The 15292-nt window shown below is 55.9% G+C and carries 11 protein-coding genes and 1 other RNA gene; 3 read left to right on the plus strand and 9 right to left on the minus strand.

Translation table 11 applies throughout. From position 1 onward, the window contains the following. Nucleotides 1-177: 177 nt before the first annotated feature. Both AAFH99_RS13730 and ffs read right to left on the minus strand, forming a co-directional pair. Nucleotides 178-2130 carry a M2 family metallopeptidase gene (locus AAFH99_RS13730; RefSeq protein ID WP_406827990.1) on the minus strand — a complete coding sequence of 651 codons (1953 nt, stop codon included), beginning with the start codon at nucleotides 2128-2130 and terminating at the stop codon, nucleotides 178-180. A 290-nt stretch (nucleotides 2131-2420) separates the two neighbouring features. Further along, nucleotides 2421-2517: signal recognition particle sRNA small type (gene ffs, locus AAFH99_RS13735), an RNA gene on the minus strand. Nucleotides 2518-2796: 279 nt separating this feature from the next. Here ffs and AAFH99_RS13740 point away from each other — a divergent pair. Beyond that, a complete protein-coding gene (locus tag AAFH99_RS13740) occupies nucleotides 2797-3651 on the plus strand; it encodes a 6-carboxytetrahydropterin synthase (protein WP_406827991.1) in 855 nt (284 codons plus the stop codon). A gap of 3 nt (nucleotides 3652-3654) precedes the next feature. Beyond that, nucleotides 3655-4383, plus strand: a complete 729-nt coding sequence (locus tag AAFH99_RS13745) for a 16S rRNA (uracil(1498)-N(3))-methyltransferase (RefSeq protein ID WP_406827992.1) — start codon at nucleotides 3655-3657, stop codon at nucleotides 4381-4383. 157 nt (nucleotides 4384-4540) lie between these two features. Here AAFH99_RS13745 and ald read toward each other — a convergent pair whose 3' ends face one another. Next, nucleotides 4541-5686, minus strand: a complete 1146-nt coding sequence (gene ald, locus AAFH99_RS13750) for an alanine dehydrogenase (protein ID WP_043318571.1) — start codon at nucleotides 5684-5686, stop codon at nucleotides 4541-4543. Nucleotides 5687-5904: 218 nt separating this feature from the next. On the opposite strand from ald, the gene AAFH99_RS13755 reads away from it, so the two are divergent. Further along, nucleotides 5905-6390, plus strand: coding sequence for an Lrp/AsnC ligand binding domain-containing protein (locus AAFH99_RS13755; RefSeq protein ID WP_255876059.1), 486 nt, complete (start codon nucleotides 5905-5907; stop codon nucleotides 6388-6390). 56 nt (nucleotides 6391-6446) lie between these two features. Here AAFH99_RS13755 and AAFH99_RS13760 read toward each other — a convergent pair whose 3' ends face one another. The 6 genes from AAFH99_RS13760 to putP form a co-directional block, all read right to left on the minus strand. Continuing rightward, nucleotides 6447-6911: a DUF962 domain-containing protein gene (locus AAFH99_RS13760; protein ID WP_043318575.1), complete on the minus strand. Its 465-nt coding sequence runs from the start codon at nucleotides 6909-6911 to the stop codon at nucleotides 6447-6449. A 114-nt stretch (nucleotides 6912-7025) separates the two neighbouring features. After that, nucleotides 7026-7316 (minus strand): hypothetical protein, encoded by a 291-nt coding sequence (locus AAFH99_RS13765; protein ID WP_406827993.1) that lies wholly within the window; start codon nucleotides 7314-7316, stop codon nucleotides 7026-7028. Nucleotides 7317-7400: 84 nt separating this feature from the next. Continuing rightward, nucleotides 7401-7691 (minus strand): hypothetical protein, encoded by a 291-nt coding sequence (locus AAFH99_RS13770; protein WP_406827994.1) that lies wholly within the window; start codon nucleotides 7689-7691, stop codon nucleotides 7401-7403. 384 nt (nucleotides 7692-8075) lie between these two features. Next, nucleotides 8076-12911, minus strand: coding sequence for an RHS repeat-associated core domain-containing protein (locus AAFH99_RS13775; RefSeq protein ID WP_406827995.1), 4836 nt, complete (start codon nucleotides 12909-12911; stop codon nucleotides 8076-8078). A gap of 285 nt (nucleotides 12912-13196) precedes the next feature. Beyond that, on the minus strand, nucleotides 13197-13709 hold the full coding sequence (locus AAFH99_RS13780; protein ID WP_043318579.1) for an O-acetyl-ADP-ribose deacetylase: 513 nt from the start codon (nucleotides 13707-13709) through the stop codon (nucleotides 13197-13199). A gap of 65 nt (nucleotides 13710-13774) precedes the next feature. Continuing rightward, nucleotides 13775-15250 carry a sodium/proline symporter PutP gene (gene putP, locus AAFH99_RS13785; RefSeq protein ID WP_043318581.1) on the minus strand — a complete coding sequence of 492 codons (1476 nt, stop codon included), beginning with the start codon at nucleotides 15248-15250 and terminating at the stop codon, nucleotides 13775-13777. Nucleotides 15251-15292 lie beyond the last annotated feature (42 nt).

Consider the following 15292-nt stretch of genomic DNA (forward strand, 5'->3'; position numbering starts at 1 on the left):
GAATATGCCCCACTACGGTCACCAGATGGTGCCTGCGGCACCAACAGCCCCGTCTGATTTACATCAGGTCACAACTAATTCTATGGTCACAAAGCGACATTCAAACCCCTGGCGCTATTGACTGTGAATATATGGTCAATAGCGCCAGACAATGAATCCACCCAGCGCGCCGGTAACTCACCACCCACACTGACGATCTTTGTTCTGCTCCTGCAGATACTCCATCAGTGGCTGGAAGTAATCCGCAATCGCAGATGCGTCCAGTTCGCGCTGCCCGGTGAGCGCCTCCATAGCATCCGGCCAGGGTTTGCTCGCCCCCATAGCCAACATATTGCGCAGTTTTTCACCGGCGGCCTTGTTTTTGAAAATCGAGCAGCGGTGCAACGGCCCGGTCTCACCGGCAGCCTCACACAGAGCGCGGTGGAACTGGAACTGCTGGATTCGCGCGAGAAAATAACGGGCGTAAGGTGTGTTGCCGGGAATATGGTACTTGGCCCCCGGATCGAAATTGGCTTCGCTACGCTCTACCGGTGCCTCAACCCCCTGATATTCCTCGCGCAGCTTCCACCACGCTTTGTTGTAATCACCGGGTTGCACTTCTCCGTTGAATACCTGCCAGCGCCACTTGTCCACCAGCAGACCAAACGGCAGGAACGCAATCTTGTCCAGCGCCTGCTGCATCAGGTACCCGATATCTTTGTCTTCACCGGGAATTTCATCCATCAGGCCGATTTCTTTCAGGTACTTGGGCGTAATGGACAGGGCGATGGTGTCCCCCACTGCTTCGTGGAAGCCATCATTGGCGCCCTCTTTGTACAGGAACGGCTGATTTTTATAAATGCGCTGATAAAAATTGTGCCCAAGCTCATGATGCACGGTGATCAGGTCTTCACCGGTTTTGTTGATGCACATCTTGATACGGATATCGTCCTGACCATCCAGATTCCAGGCACTTGCATGACATACCACGTCGCGATCCCGCGGCTGCACGAACTGGGAGCGCTCCCAGAAAGTTTCCGGCAGCGGCTTGAAACCCAGTGAGGTAAAGAATTTCTCTCCCACCTTCACCATATCCTTTTCGCTCATGCCGGAATCCACGACCAGCTGAGTCAGATCATAGGGTGCTTGCATGTCGTCATCTTTAACGACGTCGTAGATATTGCCCCACTCCTGAGCCCACATATTGCCCAGCAGATGCGCCGGAATTTTGCCGGTGGCCGGTGCAACATCATCGCCATAGTGTTCATTCAGTCGGGCGCGCACATGACAGTGGAGCGCTTCGTAAAGGGGTTTCACCTTGTTCCACTGATTGTCCATATCCGCGGCGAAGGCATCCGCGGGCATATCGTATTTGGAGCGCCACATGACACTGAGGTTGTCGTAACCCAGCTCCTTGGCGCCGGCGTTGCCAATTTCTACCTGGCGTTCGTACAAAGGCTTCATCGGCGGCGACACCTTGCGCCAACCCACCCACAGCTCCTTGAGCAATTTTGGGTCGCGACTGTTGGCCATCATCTGGCCCATTTCGGTCAGGGTGTAGCACTTGTTTTCGCCGTCGTCGCTGGCAGCAGGCTTTTCGTCACCGGGCTTGTTATCTGGACAATACTTACCCGCCCCATACATGCCCTGCATTTTCGAGCCGATCTGAGCCAGTTCTGCGGTCAGCTTGGGATCATTGGGTGCGGGAAAAACCAGTCCCTGTTTGAGCATGGTGAGCATGCGGCGGGTTTCCGCGTCCAGTTCGACGTCGTCAAACTTTGCCGCTTCCTGGGCCAGCTCCACTGCCATTGAGGTGAAGCGCTCCATGGCCAGTGCTTCGGTGTACTGAGAGTCCACATTGATGTATGTGGACGCCAACCAGCTGGCATGACTCGCCTCTTCCGACATCTTGGCCAATCGCTCCTGGGCATTATCCAGAAACGCCTTGGCGGCCTCGGCATCCAGCTGGTCGCCATTACCGTCTTGGCCCTGATCCTGAGCCCTGGCAACGGTGCCGGCATCGGTGGTATCCGCGCCGTAAGCGGCCTTGGATTGTGCCGCGGGTACTGGCGCTCCGGCATCCGGGGATTCTCGGTCACACCCCGCCAGGGTGAAGGTGGCGGCGGCGATTACCAACGCGAGCTTTTTCATCGGCGTCCTCTGATCGTGAGTCATTATTTGACGTTATTTGGGGCTTCGCCCGGGCTGAGCGGGCGGCAACAGGAAAAAAGTCTGTCGCGGTTTTATAGCACAGGCTTCGCCCGTGCCGAGACGTTGACACAGATCCTCAGAGGACTTCGGCACAAAATTCCCCGTAAAGCCACTGGACTGGAGAAATATTTCGCGAACAGTCGCGACGCGCACTGGAACTGCCCAAAAACCGCGCAGGCTCAAGGCGAAAAAAAGCGATGGGAAAGACTGGGGAGGGAAATTGGAGGCAGCCCAACCAGCACACCCCCGGCACATGATGTCACTGCTACCGTTGCTCCCTTCCGGGCCTGGCGGGGTTCACAGCTGATCATTGCGAGGAGACCGGAAGGGCCGCCACAACGCTCGAGCACACAGAATAGCACTGACGCTGGTACCGAGCCGTTACTGCATGAGATGCAATATCAGGTACCGCTGCACTCGAAGAGGGCGCGATTATAGAGACTCCTGGCGCCAGGTTCCAGCCCCTATTTCCCCCCTATTCAATCCTCCGCGGATTTTCACCCGCACCGCTCAAATTGCCAGGGCAAAAAAGCTATACTGTGCCGCGCCCGATCTGGGCCCGCTTTCTGCGACCTTACCGAGCCCTTCGATTTAACCGAGCCATCTATGCACCTATTCGTCGACAGCCTCACCAATGTGGACTTCAGTTATCTCCACCACGCCCGGGGAATCGTGGGTGAAACCTGGCTGGCCAATACAGCACTGGATGGCGCTCTGGATCACCAGGGCATGGTGTGCGATTTCGGCATCGTGAAAAAGACCTTGCGCAACTGGCTGGACGACGAACTGGATCACCGACTGCTGGTGCCCACCCAATCACCACACATCGCGATCAAGCGCGACGGCGACCAACTGAACCTGGAGTGGGCTCTGACCGATGGCACAGCCATCGCCGTCGGCGGCCCCTCTCAGGCCTTCGCCCTGGTGGAAGCAGAATCCATCACAGCAGAAACCGTAGCGCGCTGGTGCGTCACACAGCTGGACGGTGTATTCCCCACCAGTGTGGATCAGCTCACTCTCGGCTTCAGCAACGAACAGATCGACTCGCCCTTCTATCACTACAGTCACGGCCTCAAAAAACACGATGGCAATTGTCAGCGCATTGCCCACGGCCACCGCTCGCGTATTCGTATCGATGTTGACGGGCAGCGCAGCTCCGAGCTCGAAACACTGTGGGCAGAACGCTGGGAAGATATTTACTTGGGCACGCGGGAGGATCTCACCGGGGAATCCGGTGAGGGGGACAAGGTACAGCTGCACTTCGCCTATCAGGCACGCCAGGGCGCTTTCACCCTGAGTATCCCCGCCAGCCGCTGTGAAATCCTCGACTGTGACACCACCGTCGAACAGCTCGCGCAATATATTGCGGACGCGCTGGCAAAAGAAAATACCGGCAAGGACATCACCGTGCGCGCCTACGAAGGCATTGGCAAGGGTGCCGTGGCCAGCGCCAGGCGGTAATCGATGAATCTGATTTTGTTAGCGCCGGAGGATTTTCAGTCTTCCTCCGGGGCCTCTACCGAAGTGCTCCTGCACGGCCGGCGCTTTCAGCATATAACCGAAGTGCATCGCGCAGAGATTGGCGACCGCATGAAAGTGGGTGTCATCGATGGCCAGATTGGCGAGGGCAAAATCACCGGCCGCGGCGACGACCACATCGCCATGTCAGTCACGCTACACAAGCAGGCACCGCCCCCCCTGCCATTGACCCTGATTCTGGCGCTGCCCCGTCCGAAAATGCTCAAGCGCACCATCCAGCACGCCACCGCACTCGGGGTCAAAAAGCTCTACCTGATCAACGCTTACCGGGTGGAAAAATCGTTCTGGCAAAGCCCCTGGCTCGCGGAAGAAAAATTGCGCGAACAGTGTCTACTCGGCCTGGAACAGGCAGTGGACACGGCGGTGCCGCAGATCGAACTGCGCAAACGCTTTAAGCCGTTTGTGGAAGACGAACTGCCGGCCATTGCCGAACACTCCCGCAAGTTAGTGGCACACCCGGTGACCGATGTGCCCTGCCCTGTGGATATCCAGCAGCAGACCACCCTGGCGGTCGGCCCCGAAGGCGGCTTTATCCCCTACGAAGTGGAAAAGCTGCAGGGAGCGGGCTTTCAGTCCGTCCATCTCGGGCCGCGTATCCTGCGTGTGGAAACCGCCCTCCCGGTACTGCTCAGCCGTCTCTTCCCCGCCGGTTAAGCACACTTGCGGCCAGAGCCCCAAACGAAAAAAGCCGCGCTAAAAAGCGCGGCTGCAATGGCAGTCAGACACTGCCGGGTCTCACAGAGTGGGGCGTGGGGTCGCCCCAGAAGAGAACTGATAAAATTCAGTTCTGCACCCTTGAAGGCCAAAGCCCTCAAGCGGCAACATCGGAATCAACAGCGGATTTCTGCAGAGCCAGCTTGGGATCCACATATTCGTAACCCAGTACATCAGCTACAGCTTTGTAGGTCACCATACCGGCGTGTACGTTCAGACCTTCCAGCAGGTTGGCATCGTCCAGCAAAGCCTGTTTGGCCCCCTTGTTGGCCAGCGCTACCGCAAACGGCAGGGTGGCATTGTTCAGGGCCATGGTGGAGGTACGCGCTACACCGCCGGGCATGTTGGCGACACAGTAGTGCACCACGCCGTCCACAACGTAGGTAGGCTCCTGGTGAGTGGTTGCTTTGGAGGTCTCAAAGCAACCGCCCTGGTCAATCGCCACATCCACAACGACCGCACCTTTCTTCATACGGCTGATGATGTCGCGGGTCAGCAGTTTCGGTGCCGCCGCACCCGGGATCAGTACCGCACCCACAACCAGATCCGCTTCCAGCGCATGAGATTCAATCGCGTCGTTGGTGGAATATTCGGTGCGTACCGCGCCACCGAAAATGTCGTCCAGCTGACGCAGGCGCGGCAGGGAGCGATCCAGAATGGTCACGTCGGCGCCCATACCCAGCGCCATTTTGGCCGCGTTGGTACCAACCACACCGCCACCGATAATCAGTACTTTGGCCGGGGCAACACCGGGTACACCACCCAGCAGAACACCCAGACCACCCTGGGCTTTTTCCAGGTGGTGCGCGCCGCACTGCACGGACATACGGCCGGCCACTTCAGACATCGGCGCCAGCAGCGGCAGGCCGCCGAAACGGTCGGTTACGGTTTCATAGGCAATACAGGTCGCACCGGATTTCACCAGCAGCTCGGTCTGCTTGGGGTCCGGCGCCAGGTGAAGATAGGTGTACAGCAGCTGGCCCGGGCGCAGCATTTCGCACTCGTGGGGCTGAGGCTCTTTCACCTTCACGATCATATCCGCGGTGGCGAAAATCTCTTCCGGCGTGTCGATAATCTTGGCACCGGCCTGCTCATACATTTCATCGGTGAAACCGATGGATGCGCCGCCGTCCTTCTGCACGATCACCTCGTGACCGTGGCCGATCAGCTCGCGCACGCTCGCGGGCGTCAGGCCAATACGGTACTCGTGGTTCTTAATCTCTTTCGGTACACCGATCAACATGATGACTTCTCCTCAATTACCCTGTTAGCGCAATCTGGTACGCTCTTCTTTTGTTGGATTCCCGCAGTATAGGCGCCTCTTTAAAGTGGATTTCTGTAGATTTTTTAATACTATTAGTGGATTCAACTAGTAATACGTCAAAAAGACTACTTTTTAGCCAAACGGAACCCAGTGGGGCGCCACAGCCAAGTCAAGCCCGAGATACAGCCAGGTAAATCATGAAAAGACGCGCCAGTGAACTCAGCACTATCGACCGCAATATTCTTCGGGTACTGCAGAAAAACGGCCGCACCAGCTATGCGGAGCTGGCCCGTCAGGTAGGCCTGACCGCCACCCCCTGTGTGGAGCGGGTCAAAAAGATGGAAAGTGATGGGGTTATCCAGGGCTACACCACCCTGATCAACCCCGAGTACCTGGATGCCGCCCTGGTGGTGTTCGTGCAGATCCGCCTCAACCGCTCAGCCCAGGATGCCTTTGAAGAGTTCCGCAATGCGGTCTCGGCCCTGCCAGAGGTGCAGGAGTGCTATCTGGTGTCGGGGAATTTTGACTACCTGATCAAGGCGCGCGTGGCCGATATGAGTGCCTACCGGAAGTTCTACGGAGAGACGCTGCTGACACTGCCGGAAGTGCAGGAATGCACCAGCTATGTGGTAATGGAGCAGGTAAAAGAGACACTGGAGGTACCGGTCCACTACAACCGGTAGAAATCGCGCTTGTAGGAGCCTGCCTGCAGGCTCCTACAGCATATACAAAGACAGAATCAGTATTTGATGCCCAGCTTGCGGTACAGGAAGCCAATCACCCACGCCGGGCCAATCAGCAGAAACTGGAGGTCCTTGAAGAAAGAAGGCTTCTTGCCCTCGATATGGTGTCCCACAAACTGGAACACCCACATCACCACGAACAGGCCCACAGACCACCAGAGCACACTCATACCGGCCCGCTCCATGACGCTACAGGCACCGAGACACAGTAGGGAAAGCGCCAGCATCCCCAACGCCAGAGGGAAGGACATAAGCATATAGAAGAGGATGGTGGGGATCAGCGCAACAATTGCCCAGTTCAGCCAAGGCAAAGCAGCCATCCACTCCGGCTGCGGGACGGACCAGAAAAGCCCCACTACCGTCAAGTAAATCAAAGGAACCGCCACCCAATGGATGGCCTTGTTGGTGGAATTCTGGTGACTCTCGCCGTATTCGCTGAACCACTGGTCTGCTGTACGCATGGTTTTCCCTCGCCTTGGTTGTTATTGGATTGGCTTTTGGGGATGGTACAGTAGAACTCTAATAGACCAAACGGTCACACGGCCTACACTTGCAACAAGGAAACTTTCAGCCATTTAGTAAAGCAACTCTGCAACACGGTTCAACTTCACCTTGAGCTTTAGCTCATCTGGACAGGCAAATTCCCGTGACGAAAGAATACCGAACGTAAACGGTCTATCTGGCCGGATACTTTCCATCGGGTTTTTCCCACGCTCAGCTTCATCAAAAATAAAAGTCATTTGTGCCCGAATAGAATCCAAGATGGGACTCTTTCCGTTCAAATTTTCAAAAGTAGATACGGCCATCAATGCATCAGCCGCCCGAAATCTTAGCTCAACAAGATCTAAGGAATTAGATTCACCCATGATTGAATCTCAGGTACGCAGCCTTTCCAAGTAACCTACCAACCTTCTCCCAGGAGACAAATGATCAGCGCCTGGCAAAACCCATCAGAGTGATTTAATAAGCCTTTCCGCTTCCCCCATTTCATGTAGAAAGCGTTGACTATAATCCGACGAGCGCTCCATATAACCTCGAGCACCATTGAGCAACTTCTTAAGATTCACGATATCTACATCACATCCTTTCAGGGATAAATCTGACTTAGCGCGGAGATATTTCTTCAACATTTTTCTAACATATTCATCATTTGACTGACTTTCCTTCTTCGCAAGATCATCAATAGTTTTATCTATCTGATTCACAATCTTAGTCAAATTCTCTTGCGCAATTTTAGACATATCCCAACTCAAAGGTGACGTCTCTAACACTCGCCACCCAATCTTCTACCTCACAAATACCATCGCAGAAAAAACATAAAACCTGACGCCGCCTTGAGAAGAAGGGGTTGCTAGTGATGCTAAAATACCACGGAGTGCCTCCCTCACGTCAGCAATTCATCTAGCCTCGCATTCAGATCATTCAACTTTCTCATTGCAATTTCGTTACTGCAAGCGTCTTGAGACAGAAAAAACTTTAGGATCCCTGACACCTTAAAGTAAAGCTCGCTACTACTAGTACTAAACTCCAAAGTCTCGTTTAATATCGCCGATTCTTGTTCAAAACCACATTCAATTAGAAGACTATCCAAGTATTTAAAATCATCCCAAAGTTCTCCACTCATACTAGTTTCCTGTATAGGGGGTTTCGACATTTGCCCCAAAATATTCCACTTGGACGTCTTTCGAGTTAACGACAACTTCAATCGCGCCCCCAGGATTAATACCTTTCGGATCCCCAGGAGCAGACCTAGTCACAAATTCAGATCCAGGCTTCAAGCGACCAACTTCATAAAAATCTGCAGCTTCAACATTGTCTCTCGGAATACCGTAACGCGCAGCGTAGCCAGGCGAATTCGGAGGCTCTATTGCCCAAAACTGTCCTTCAACAGCATCACTCCTCCCCATCTTTCCGATTCTGTACAGAGGAGCACCGTCCGCCACTTCTTTTCGTGCGGCTAACGCTTGAACAGAATTTTCTTGCCTGGCGATACCTTCCCATGGCTCGCCCGGGAAAGTCACAATTTCAGTAGCAAGGGAAGGATCATGTACCGGTTGTTCTTTGCAAGAAAGCCCAAAAGGATCTATCCAATTAAGGGGGTTAGGAGCATAACGATAATTATTTACACCACCCAAAAGGCCAATAGGGTCCTGTGTTAAAAACAGTCCGTGATCGGGATCAAAATACCTAAACCGGTTGTAATGCAGCCCACTCTCTTCATCAAAATACTGCCCTTGAAACCGGATCGGTTGAGCGATTTCTTCTCGGTGAGTGATGGCCAGGTTACCGTAGGTTTTATAGCTGACGTTCCAGACCACTTCACCGTTGGCATTGGTCAGGGTATCCGGTGTACCCAGGTGATCCAGGTGGTACTGATAGACCTCGCCATTTTCACTTAACGCGATCGGCTTGAAGGTTTCCGGCTCAAAATAGTAGGTGCGGGATTTCAGGTCCTGGCTGGTTTCGGAATCCCGGGTGGTTTCCTGAAGCAGTACATCGCCATTCCACAGAAATTCGGTGGTAGTGCCCTGCCCCTGCTTGCGCACGCGACGACCGAGGGGGTCGTACTGGTATTGGGTTTCCGACTGGAGTTGTGGCTCGCCGGTATCATCCACCTTGTATTGCGCTACTGCGACAAGCTGATGCTTGCTGTTGTAGCGATAGCGGGTCTGGAGTTTTTGGCCTTTGCCGCGCAGGGCCGCGGTGCGATTGCCGTGGACGTCGTATTCGTAGTGGGTGTCGCCGCGGAATTGCAGGCGGTTGCCATTTACCTGGGTACTGCTGGCCTGCTGCTTCGCTTCTTCCGCGCTGCCTGCAGCGGCGAGAATATTGTGCGCGGGATCGTGGACGAAATGTTCCGGGGACGGGCCGTCTACCTGGGTCAGGCGATCCAGTGCATCGTAGTGGTAGCTGCGGTTGCCGCGCAGACTGTCGTTGATCTGGGTGAGCTGGCCACTGCGATTGTAGCCGTAGCTGCGCTCCAGCAGCGGATTTTCTACGGGCCTATTTATATCCGCAGCCTTGCCCACCCGGAGGCTTTGCAGGCGCCCCTGGGGGTCGTAGCTACTACTGGTGATGAGGCCGTTGCCGTGTTCCCGGGCGACTTCTCTACCGAGCGCGTCGCGATCGATAGAGGCCAATAGTGTCGCCGCTTCTGCGCCGGCAAACCGGGTGTGCAGGCTCTGGAACTGGCCCACTTCGTTGTAGGCGTAGTTCAGTTCTTCGCCACTGGGCAGGCGGGTGACGATACGGTTGCCCGCTTTATCGTATCGATGCAGGATTTCTGCGTTGTCCTGCCAATCGCCAATCAGGCGACCGCAGGCGTCGTAGTCCCAGCGCAACTTGCGGTGGGCGTTTTCCGCTTCAATCATCTGTCCGGCACGATTGTAGCGGTAGCTGGTGGTGCCGTCCGGGGTAATTTCCTGAAGCAGACGGCCGAAGGCATCCCGCTCGTACAGAGTGTCCACGCCCTTGCCTGTGGCCAGGTCGGTAACGGCGCGACTGGCAATCAGGTGACCAGCGCGGTTGTAGGCGTAGCGCGTGGTACGCCCGTCAAAACCGACTTCTTCGGTCAGGCGCTCGTTCAGGTCATACTTGAGCTGGTATTGCTCGCCCTTTTCGTTGGTGAGACCAATCAGATTGCGCTCGCCATCGTACTGATACTGCAGGCAGCTGCCATCGGGGTTGGTACGTACTTTTACCTGACTCAACCCATCGTAGTCATAGCGGGTGCTGCGTCCTTCCGGATCAATAATTTCGGCCAGGAGCCCCTGGGGATTGTACCGGTACTCAGTGCGTCCTCCATCGGGAGCAATAACGGCACTTATACGGTCCTGCGCATCGTACTCGTAACGGGTGTAGAGATCCGGGCCGTGTTGCACCTCGATCAGACGCTGGTGCATGTCGTAGCGGTAGTGCTGGGAGCGACCGGCAGCATCGTGCACCGCCGAGAGTTTACCCTGTGGGTTCCACAGGTAGCGGGTGGTCTGCCCAAGCGGATTGGTGATACTGCCGATCAGGCCGATGGGGTTATAGGTGTAGCGGGTGACCTGCCCGAGGGGGTCGATACTGGCGGTAACCTGCCCACTTTCATTGAACTCACGCTGCCAGATTCGACCCGCGGCGTCGGTTATCTTTTCGGGCTGGCCGTTGCGGCTGTACTCAATCTTCTGAACGCCACCACTGGCATCGGTTTTGGCAATCAGGCGCCCGAAGCTGTCGTACTCAAACAGTTCCTTGTGCTCAAACCCTTCTTCGGCGGGCAGTTGAACTTCGGTGGGCTGCCCCAGTCGGTTATAGCGATACAGCGTCTCGCCACCTTCGGCGTTACGGTAGTAGATCGGCAGCGCCTGTTCGTTAAAACGATAACGTTCCGTCCCGCCACGGGTATCGGTGACAGCCACACCCTTGCCGTCCTCATCCCAGACAAAGGTGTAATCGTAGGTGGCCTGCCCGTCGATGGGATCGCCCCACTGGCGCAGACAGCGGGCACCGGGACCTGTGTCATCCCAGCGGAAGTGAAAGCTGTAACCGGTTTTGAGGGTCCGTTTCTTGATCAGGTGGCCCACATACTCGTATTGCTCGCTGTGACCATTCGCGTCAATCGCGCGCACGAGGTCACCCTGCTCATCGTATTCGTACCGCGCCAGCGATGAGATCTGACCATCGCGACTTTCTTTTTTCAGCTCACCAATTCTGCCATTCACCGGAGTGATGTGAAGCGCCTCGCCCAGGCTACTCTCCACACAAATCAACTGACCTTTTACATAGTGAAAGCGATAGAAGTTGCCGTAATCATCACGGATCTCTGACAGTTTGAGCGGGCCCCCGGCACCTGCCGCACGGAAGTGCTTCTGCACTCCTCGCGGGGCACCGTATGGGGTAATAATCCAGTGATCATCATTTTCCCGGGCAATGGACAATTGCTCCACGACGTTGTGGCTACGGCCGCTTGCACCGGGAATGGGCAGGCGAATAACACGCCCCTCGGCATCGTGCAGAGCCACCTCTTTCCGCGCCCTTTCAATAATGAGCGTTTCGCCAACGGTGTGACTCCACCCCACCCCGAGACCGCTGTCCCGGGTACTGCTACTGCGGTAGGTGCGCGCGAGCGTCAATGGCAGGGGCCCGTCCAGAACCGTATCCACCAGAGTGAGCCGCTCCTCCCCGGTTTTCAGGTTGATCGGCTCGCCGCTTTCACAGGCACGGGCGTTGCATTGCGTCGTTTTACCGGACTCTGTGGTGCCGACCGCATCACTCTGGTTGTCGGGCGCATCAGAATCGCGGGGTTCAGGTCCGTTGCCGGGGGATTCTTTTTGTTTCCCGGCCGCAGACTGTTTTTTCCCGCCTCCTGTCGCAGCACCACCAGATCCACCACTGCCACCGCCCGGAACCGCAACCTCCTCAGACTTCAAAGCACTGTAGGACGAGTTATCGATCTTGGCCCCGCGTTTTTTCTGCAGAATTTTTCGCTGCTTTTGGTAACGGGCAAAATCGATGATCAAATCACCCACATCTTTAAACCGAAACATCAGGCGCGCGTTCTTCGCCATGGCGCCAGCAGCACCAACGCCACCGGTAAAGGCGGCGAGCACAATGGTCAATACGATTTCGAATACGCCACCGCCGGCAAACTCCGATATTTCCAGGCTGTGCTGTGCTTTTACGTAATCCCTGGCAAAGCGGCTGATATCATTGCGCAGGGCCGAGTCGTCGTAGACCAGCTGTGCAACTTCGAAGGCCTGCTTTAACTGCTCCTCGGTAATCGTGGACGGATCGAAACCAAGTACGTCCACCACTTCTTTTTTGACTTCACCGGCGTATTCGTTGCGCGACGCCTCAAAGCTCTTATCGTGCACCAAGTAATCGTATGTCGCGCCAGCCAATTCGTATTGCATGCGGACCGGATTGACCACCATCGCCACTTCGGCAAGGTCTTTCGCCCATACCGCCAGACCCCAAACCGCATCGCCAAAACCTTTGGCGCCTTGACTGATGTGGGCACCGACTTTCTCCAGTTCGGAACGCTTTTCGTGAACGGCCTGAATACGTGCAGCTTCGATGCGTTCTTCCGCGACAATCTTCTGCAGCGCCAGACGGATTTTGTGGCGAATACCGGACTGACGCTCTTCCAGCACGGCTTCACCGAACGGGGCTTCCTCGATCAGGATTCGGTGATTGCGCACTGCGGCGTACACCGCTTTGTGCTCTTCGGAGAAATGCGGCGGAATACCGGGGAACTGTGCGGTGTGCAGGAGCGAATGTTTCTCAGGCGCGAAGGCATCAACAGCACAGGCTGTGTCATTGGCGAGAAACAGATCAAAGATTTTATCCAGTGCAGATAGAGGAAACGTACTCAGTAAATCTGCAGAGGCGTCGTTGTCAAACATAAAATTGGGGCTCTGCCAGCCCGCAACCACGCGAAACCGTTGACCACGTTGATTCTCTACATACACCTGCATGAACTTTCCCTTTCCACTACGCAGCGACCCCAAGCCCACATCATGAACGATGGTGCCAGTTACGCAAATCCTTGAAGGAGAAATTCTAAATTAAGAGCGCGGCACGGCAAAGCGGCGCGCGAGATGAAATGGGGAAAACTGTGGAGAATTTACCGATTATGTTTTGTGCGCAACACTGACTGTTACGGCAGTGCCAGTTAGCCGCGACTACGAGACTGCACGCCCGCAAAGTTATCGCGACTAACTGGTACGCTTACGAATTTATGCAATCGACCTCACGGGTGCTTAACGGCGAACACAGGCATCCAACTGCATGCGGTAGAGTTCAGCCATTTCCTCGTCTATACAGCAGAAAATAACGTGGCGGGGACCGCCGTCGCGGTCGAGATGGTTCTGAGCCTGCTCAACGGCAATTTCTACTGCAAGCTCCGGGGGGTAGTCGTAGACACCACAGCTGATGGCAGGGAATGCAATGGAATGGGCGTGTTCGCGCCGCGCAAGGTTGAGACACTGGCGATAACAGCTGGCGAGTAGCTCCGGTTCGCCAAGATTACCGCTACGCCAGACCGGGCCGACCGTGTGATAGATTCGCTTCACCGGCAGCCGGTATCCGGCGGTGGCGCGCACTTCCCCTACCGGGCAACCGCCAATAGCGCGGCAGGCCTCCATCAACTCTGGGCCTGCCGCACGGTGGATGGCGCCATCAACGCCGCCTCCGCCGAGGAGCCTCTGGTTGGCTGCATTGACGATTACATCCACATGCAACCGAGTGATATCACCGAGGTGTACTTCGATCACTCCAACTACTCCAGCCGCGGCACCACCGATCAATTGCGCAACGTTGCGCGAATACCGCGATCAGACTACTGCTTTTGCCCCAGTAATTGACGGTGGCGCGTTGAAATTCCTTCAGGGCAATGCGTCACGGCACTTACTAAAACAATAGCAGCTGCGGAGAGTACGAATCCCGGTAAAAGCTCGTATATATCGAAGATGCCACCAGAGAGCTGTTTCCATACCACTACGGTTATACCCCCGACCAGAACCCCTGCAATCGCACCTGCACCGGTCATCCGCGACCAGTAGAGGCTGATCAGTATTGCTGGGCCAAATGCAGCTCCCAGCCCCGCCCAGGCATAGGCGACCACATCCAGCACCTTGGAGCCCGGGTCCATCGCGACGCCCACCGCAATTAATGACAGCGCCACCACTGCCCAACGGCCCACTTTCACGATACTTTCCGACGATGCCTGCTTGCCGAACCACACATGGTAAATATCTTCTGCCAGTGCCGCGGATGACACCAGCAACTGGGAATCTGCGGTGCTCATGATTGCCGACAGGATCGCCGCCAGTAGAATACCGGCAACCAGAGGGTGAAATAGAGACTCTACCAGGGCCATAAAGATCCGTTCGCCATCCGGCAATGTCGCGGTAAGCTCCAAGTGGCCGAACAGGCCCACACACATGGCACCGAGAAAGCCGGCCAGAGACCAGATCGCAGCGACAGTAGCCGCAGCCGGCATGTCATCCGGATGCCGCAGAGCCTTGAAACGGGCCAGAATGTGCGGTTGACCAAAGTACCCGAGCCCCCACGCCAGAGAACTCAGGATCGCAGCCACCCCCAGGGTGGCGCCAGTGTTGTCCCTCATCCAGTGCATCAATTCCGGATGCTCCGCCTGCATGGTCGTCCAGGCGCTACCCCAGCCGCCCTCATCGGAAATCACCATAATCGGGACAATCACCAATGCCAAGCTCATCAGTAACCCCTGGAAGACATCGGTCCAGGACACCGCGAGAAAACCGCCAAACAGGGTGTAGGAAATCACCGCGATCGCGCCAATCACCACCGCCCACTGGTAGTCCCAGCCAAATACGGTCTCGAATAATTTGCCGCCAGCAATCAGGCCGGAGGCCACATAGAACAGGAAGAACAGCAAAATGAAAAATGCGCAGATGGTGCGCAGCCAGGGGGTCGAGAGATTGAAGCGACGGTGCAGATACGCGGGTACGGTGAGCGAGTCGTCCAGCGCATAGCTGTAGATGCGCAACCGGCGCGCCATGGTGGTCCAGCTCAAGACAATACCGCTGAACAGGCCAATAGCAATCCACCCGGAAGAAAGTCCCGTGGCATAAGCCGCTCCAGGTAAACCGAGCAGCAGCCAGCCACTCATATCCGACGCCCCCGCACTCAGCGCTGCAACTGCGGGTGGCAGCGAGCGGCCGCCGAGAAAGTAGTCACTGGCATCCTTGGTGCGTCGGTAGGCGTACACGCCGATGGCGAGAATCAGTGCGAGATAGGCGATAAAGGTGAGGGCAACGAGCCACTGTCCGGACATTTGGGATTCCCCATCAAATTTGGCAGATTTAGCCACGTCCCG

It is taken from the genome of Microbulbifer sp. ARAS458-1 (genome assembly GCF_045348205.1).
GTDB lineage: Bacteria > Pseudomonadota > Gammaproteobacteria > Pseudomonadales > Cellvibrionaceae > Microbulbifer.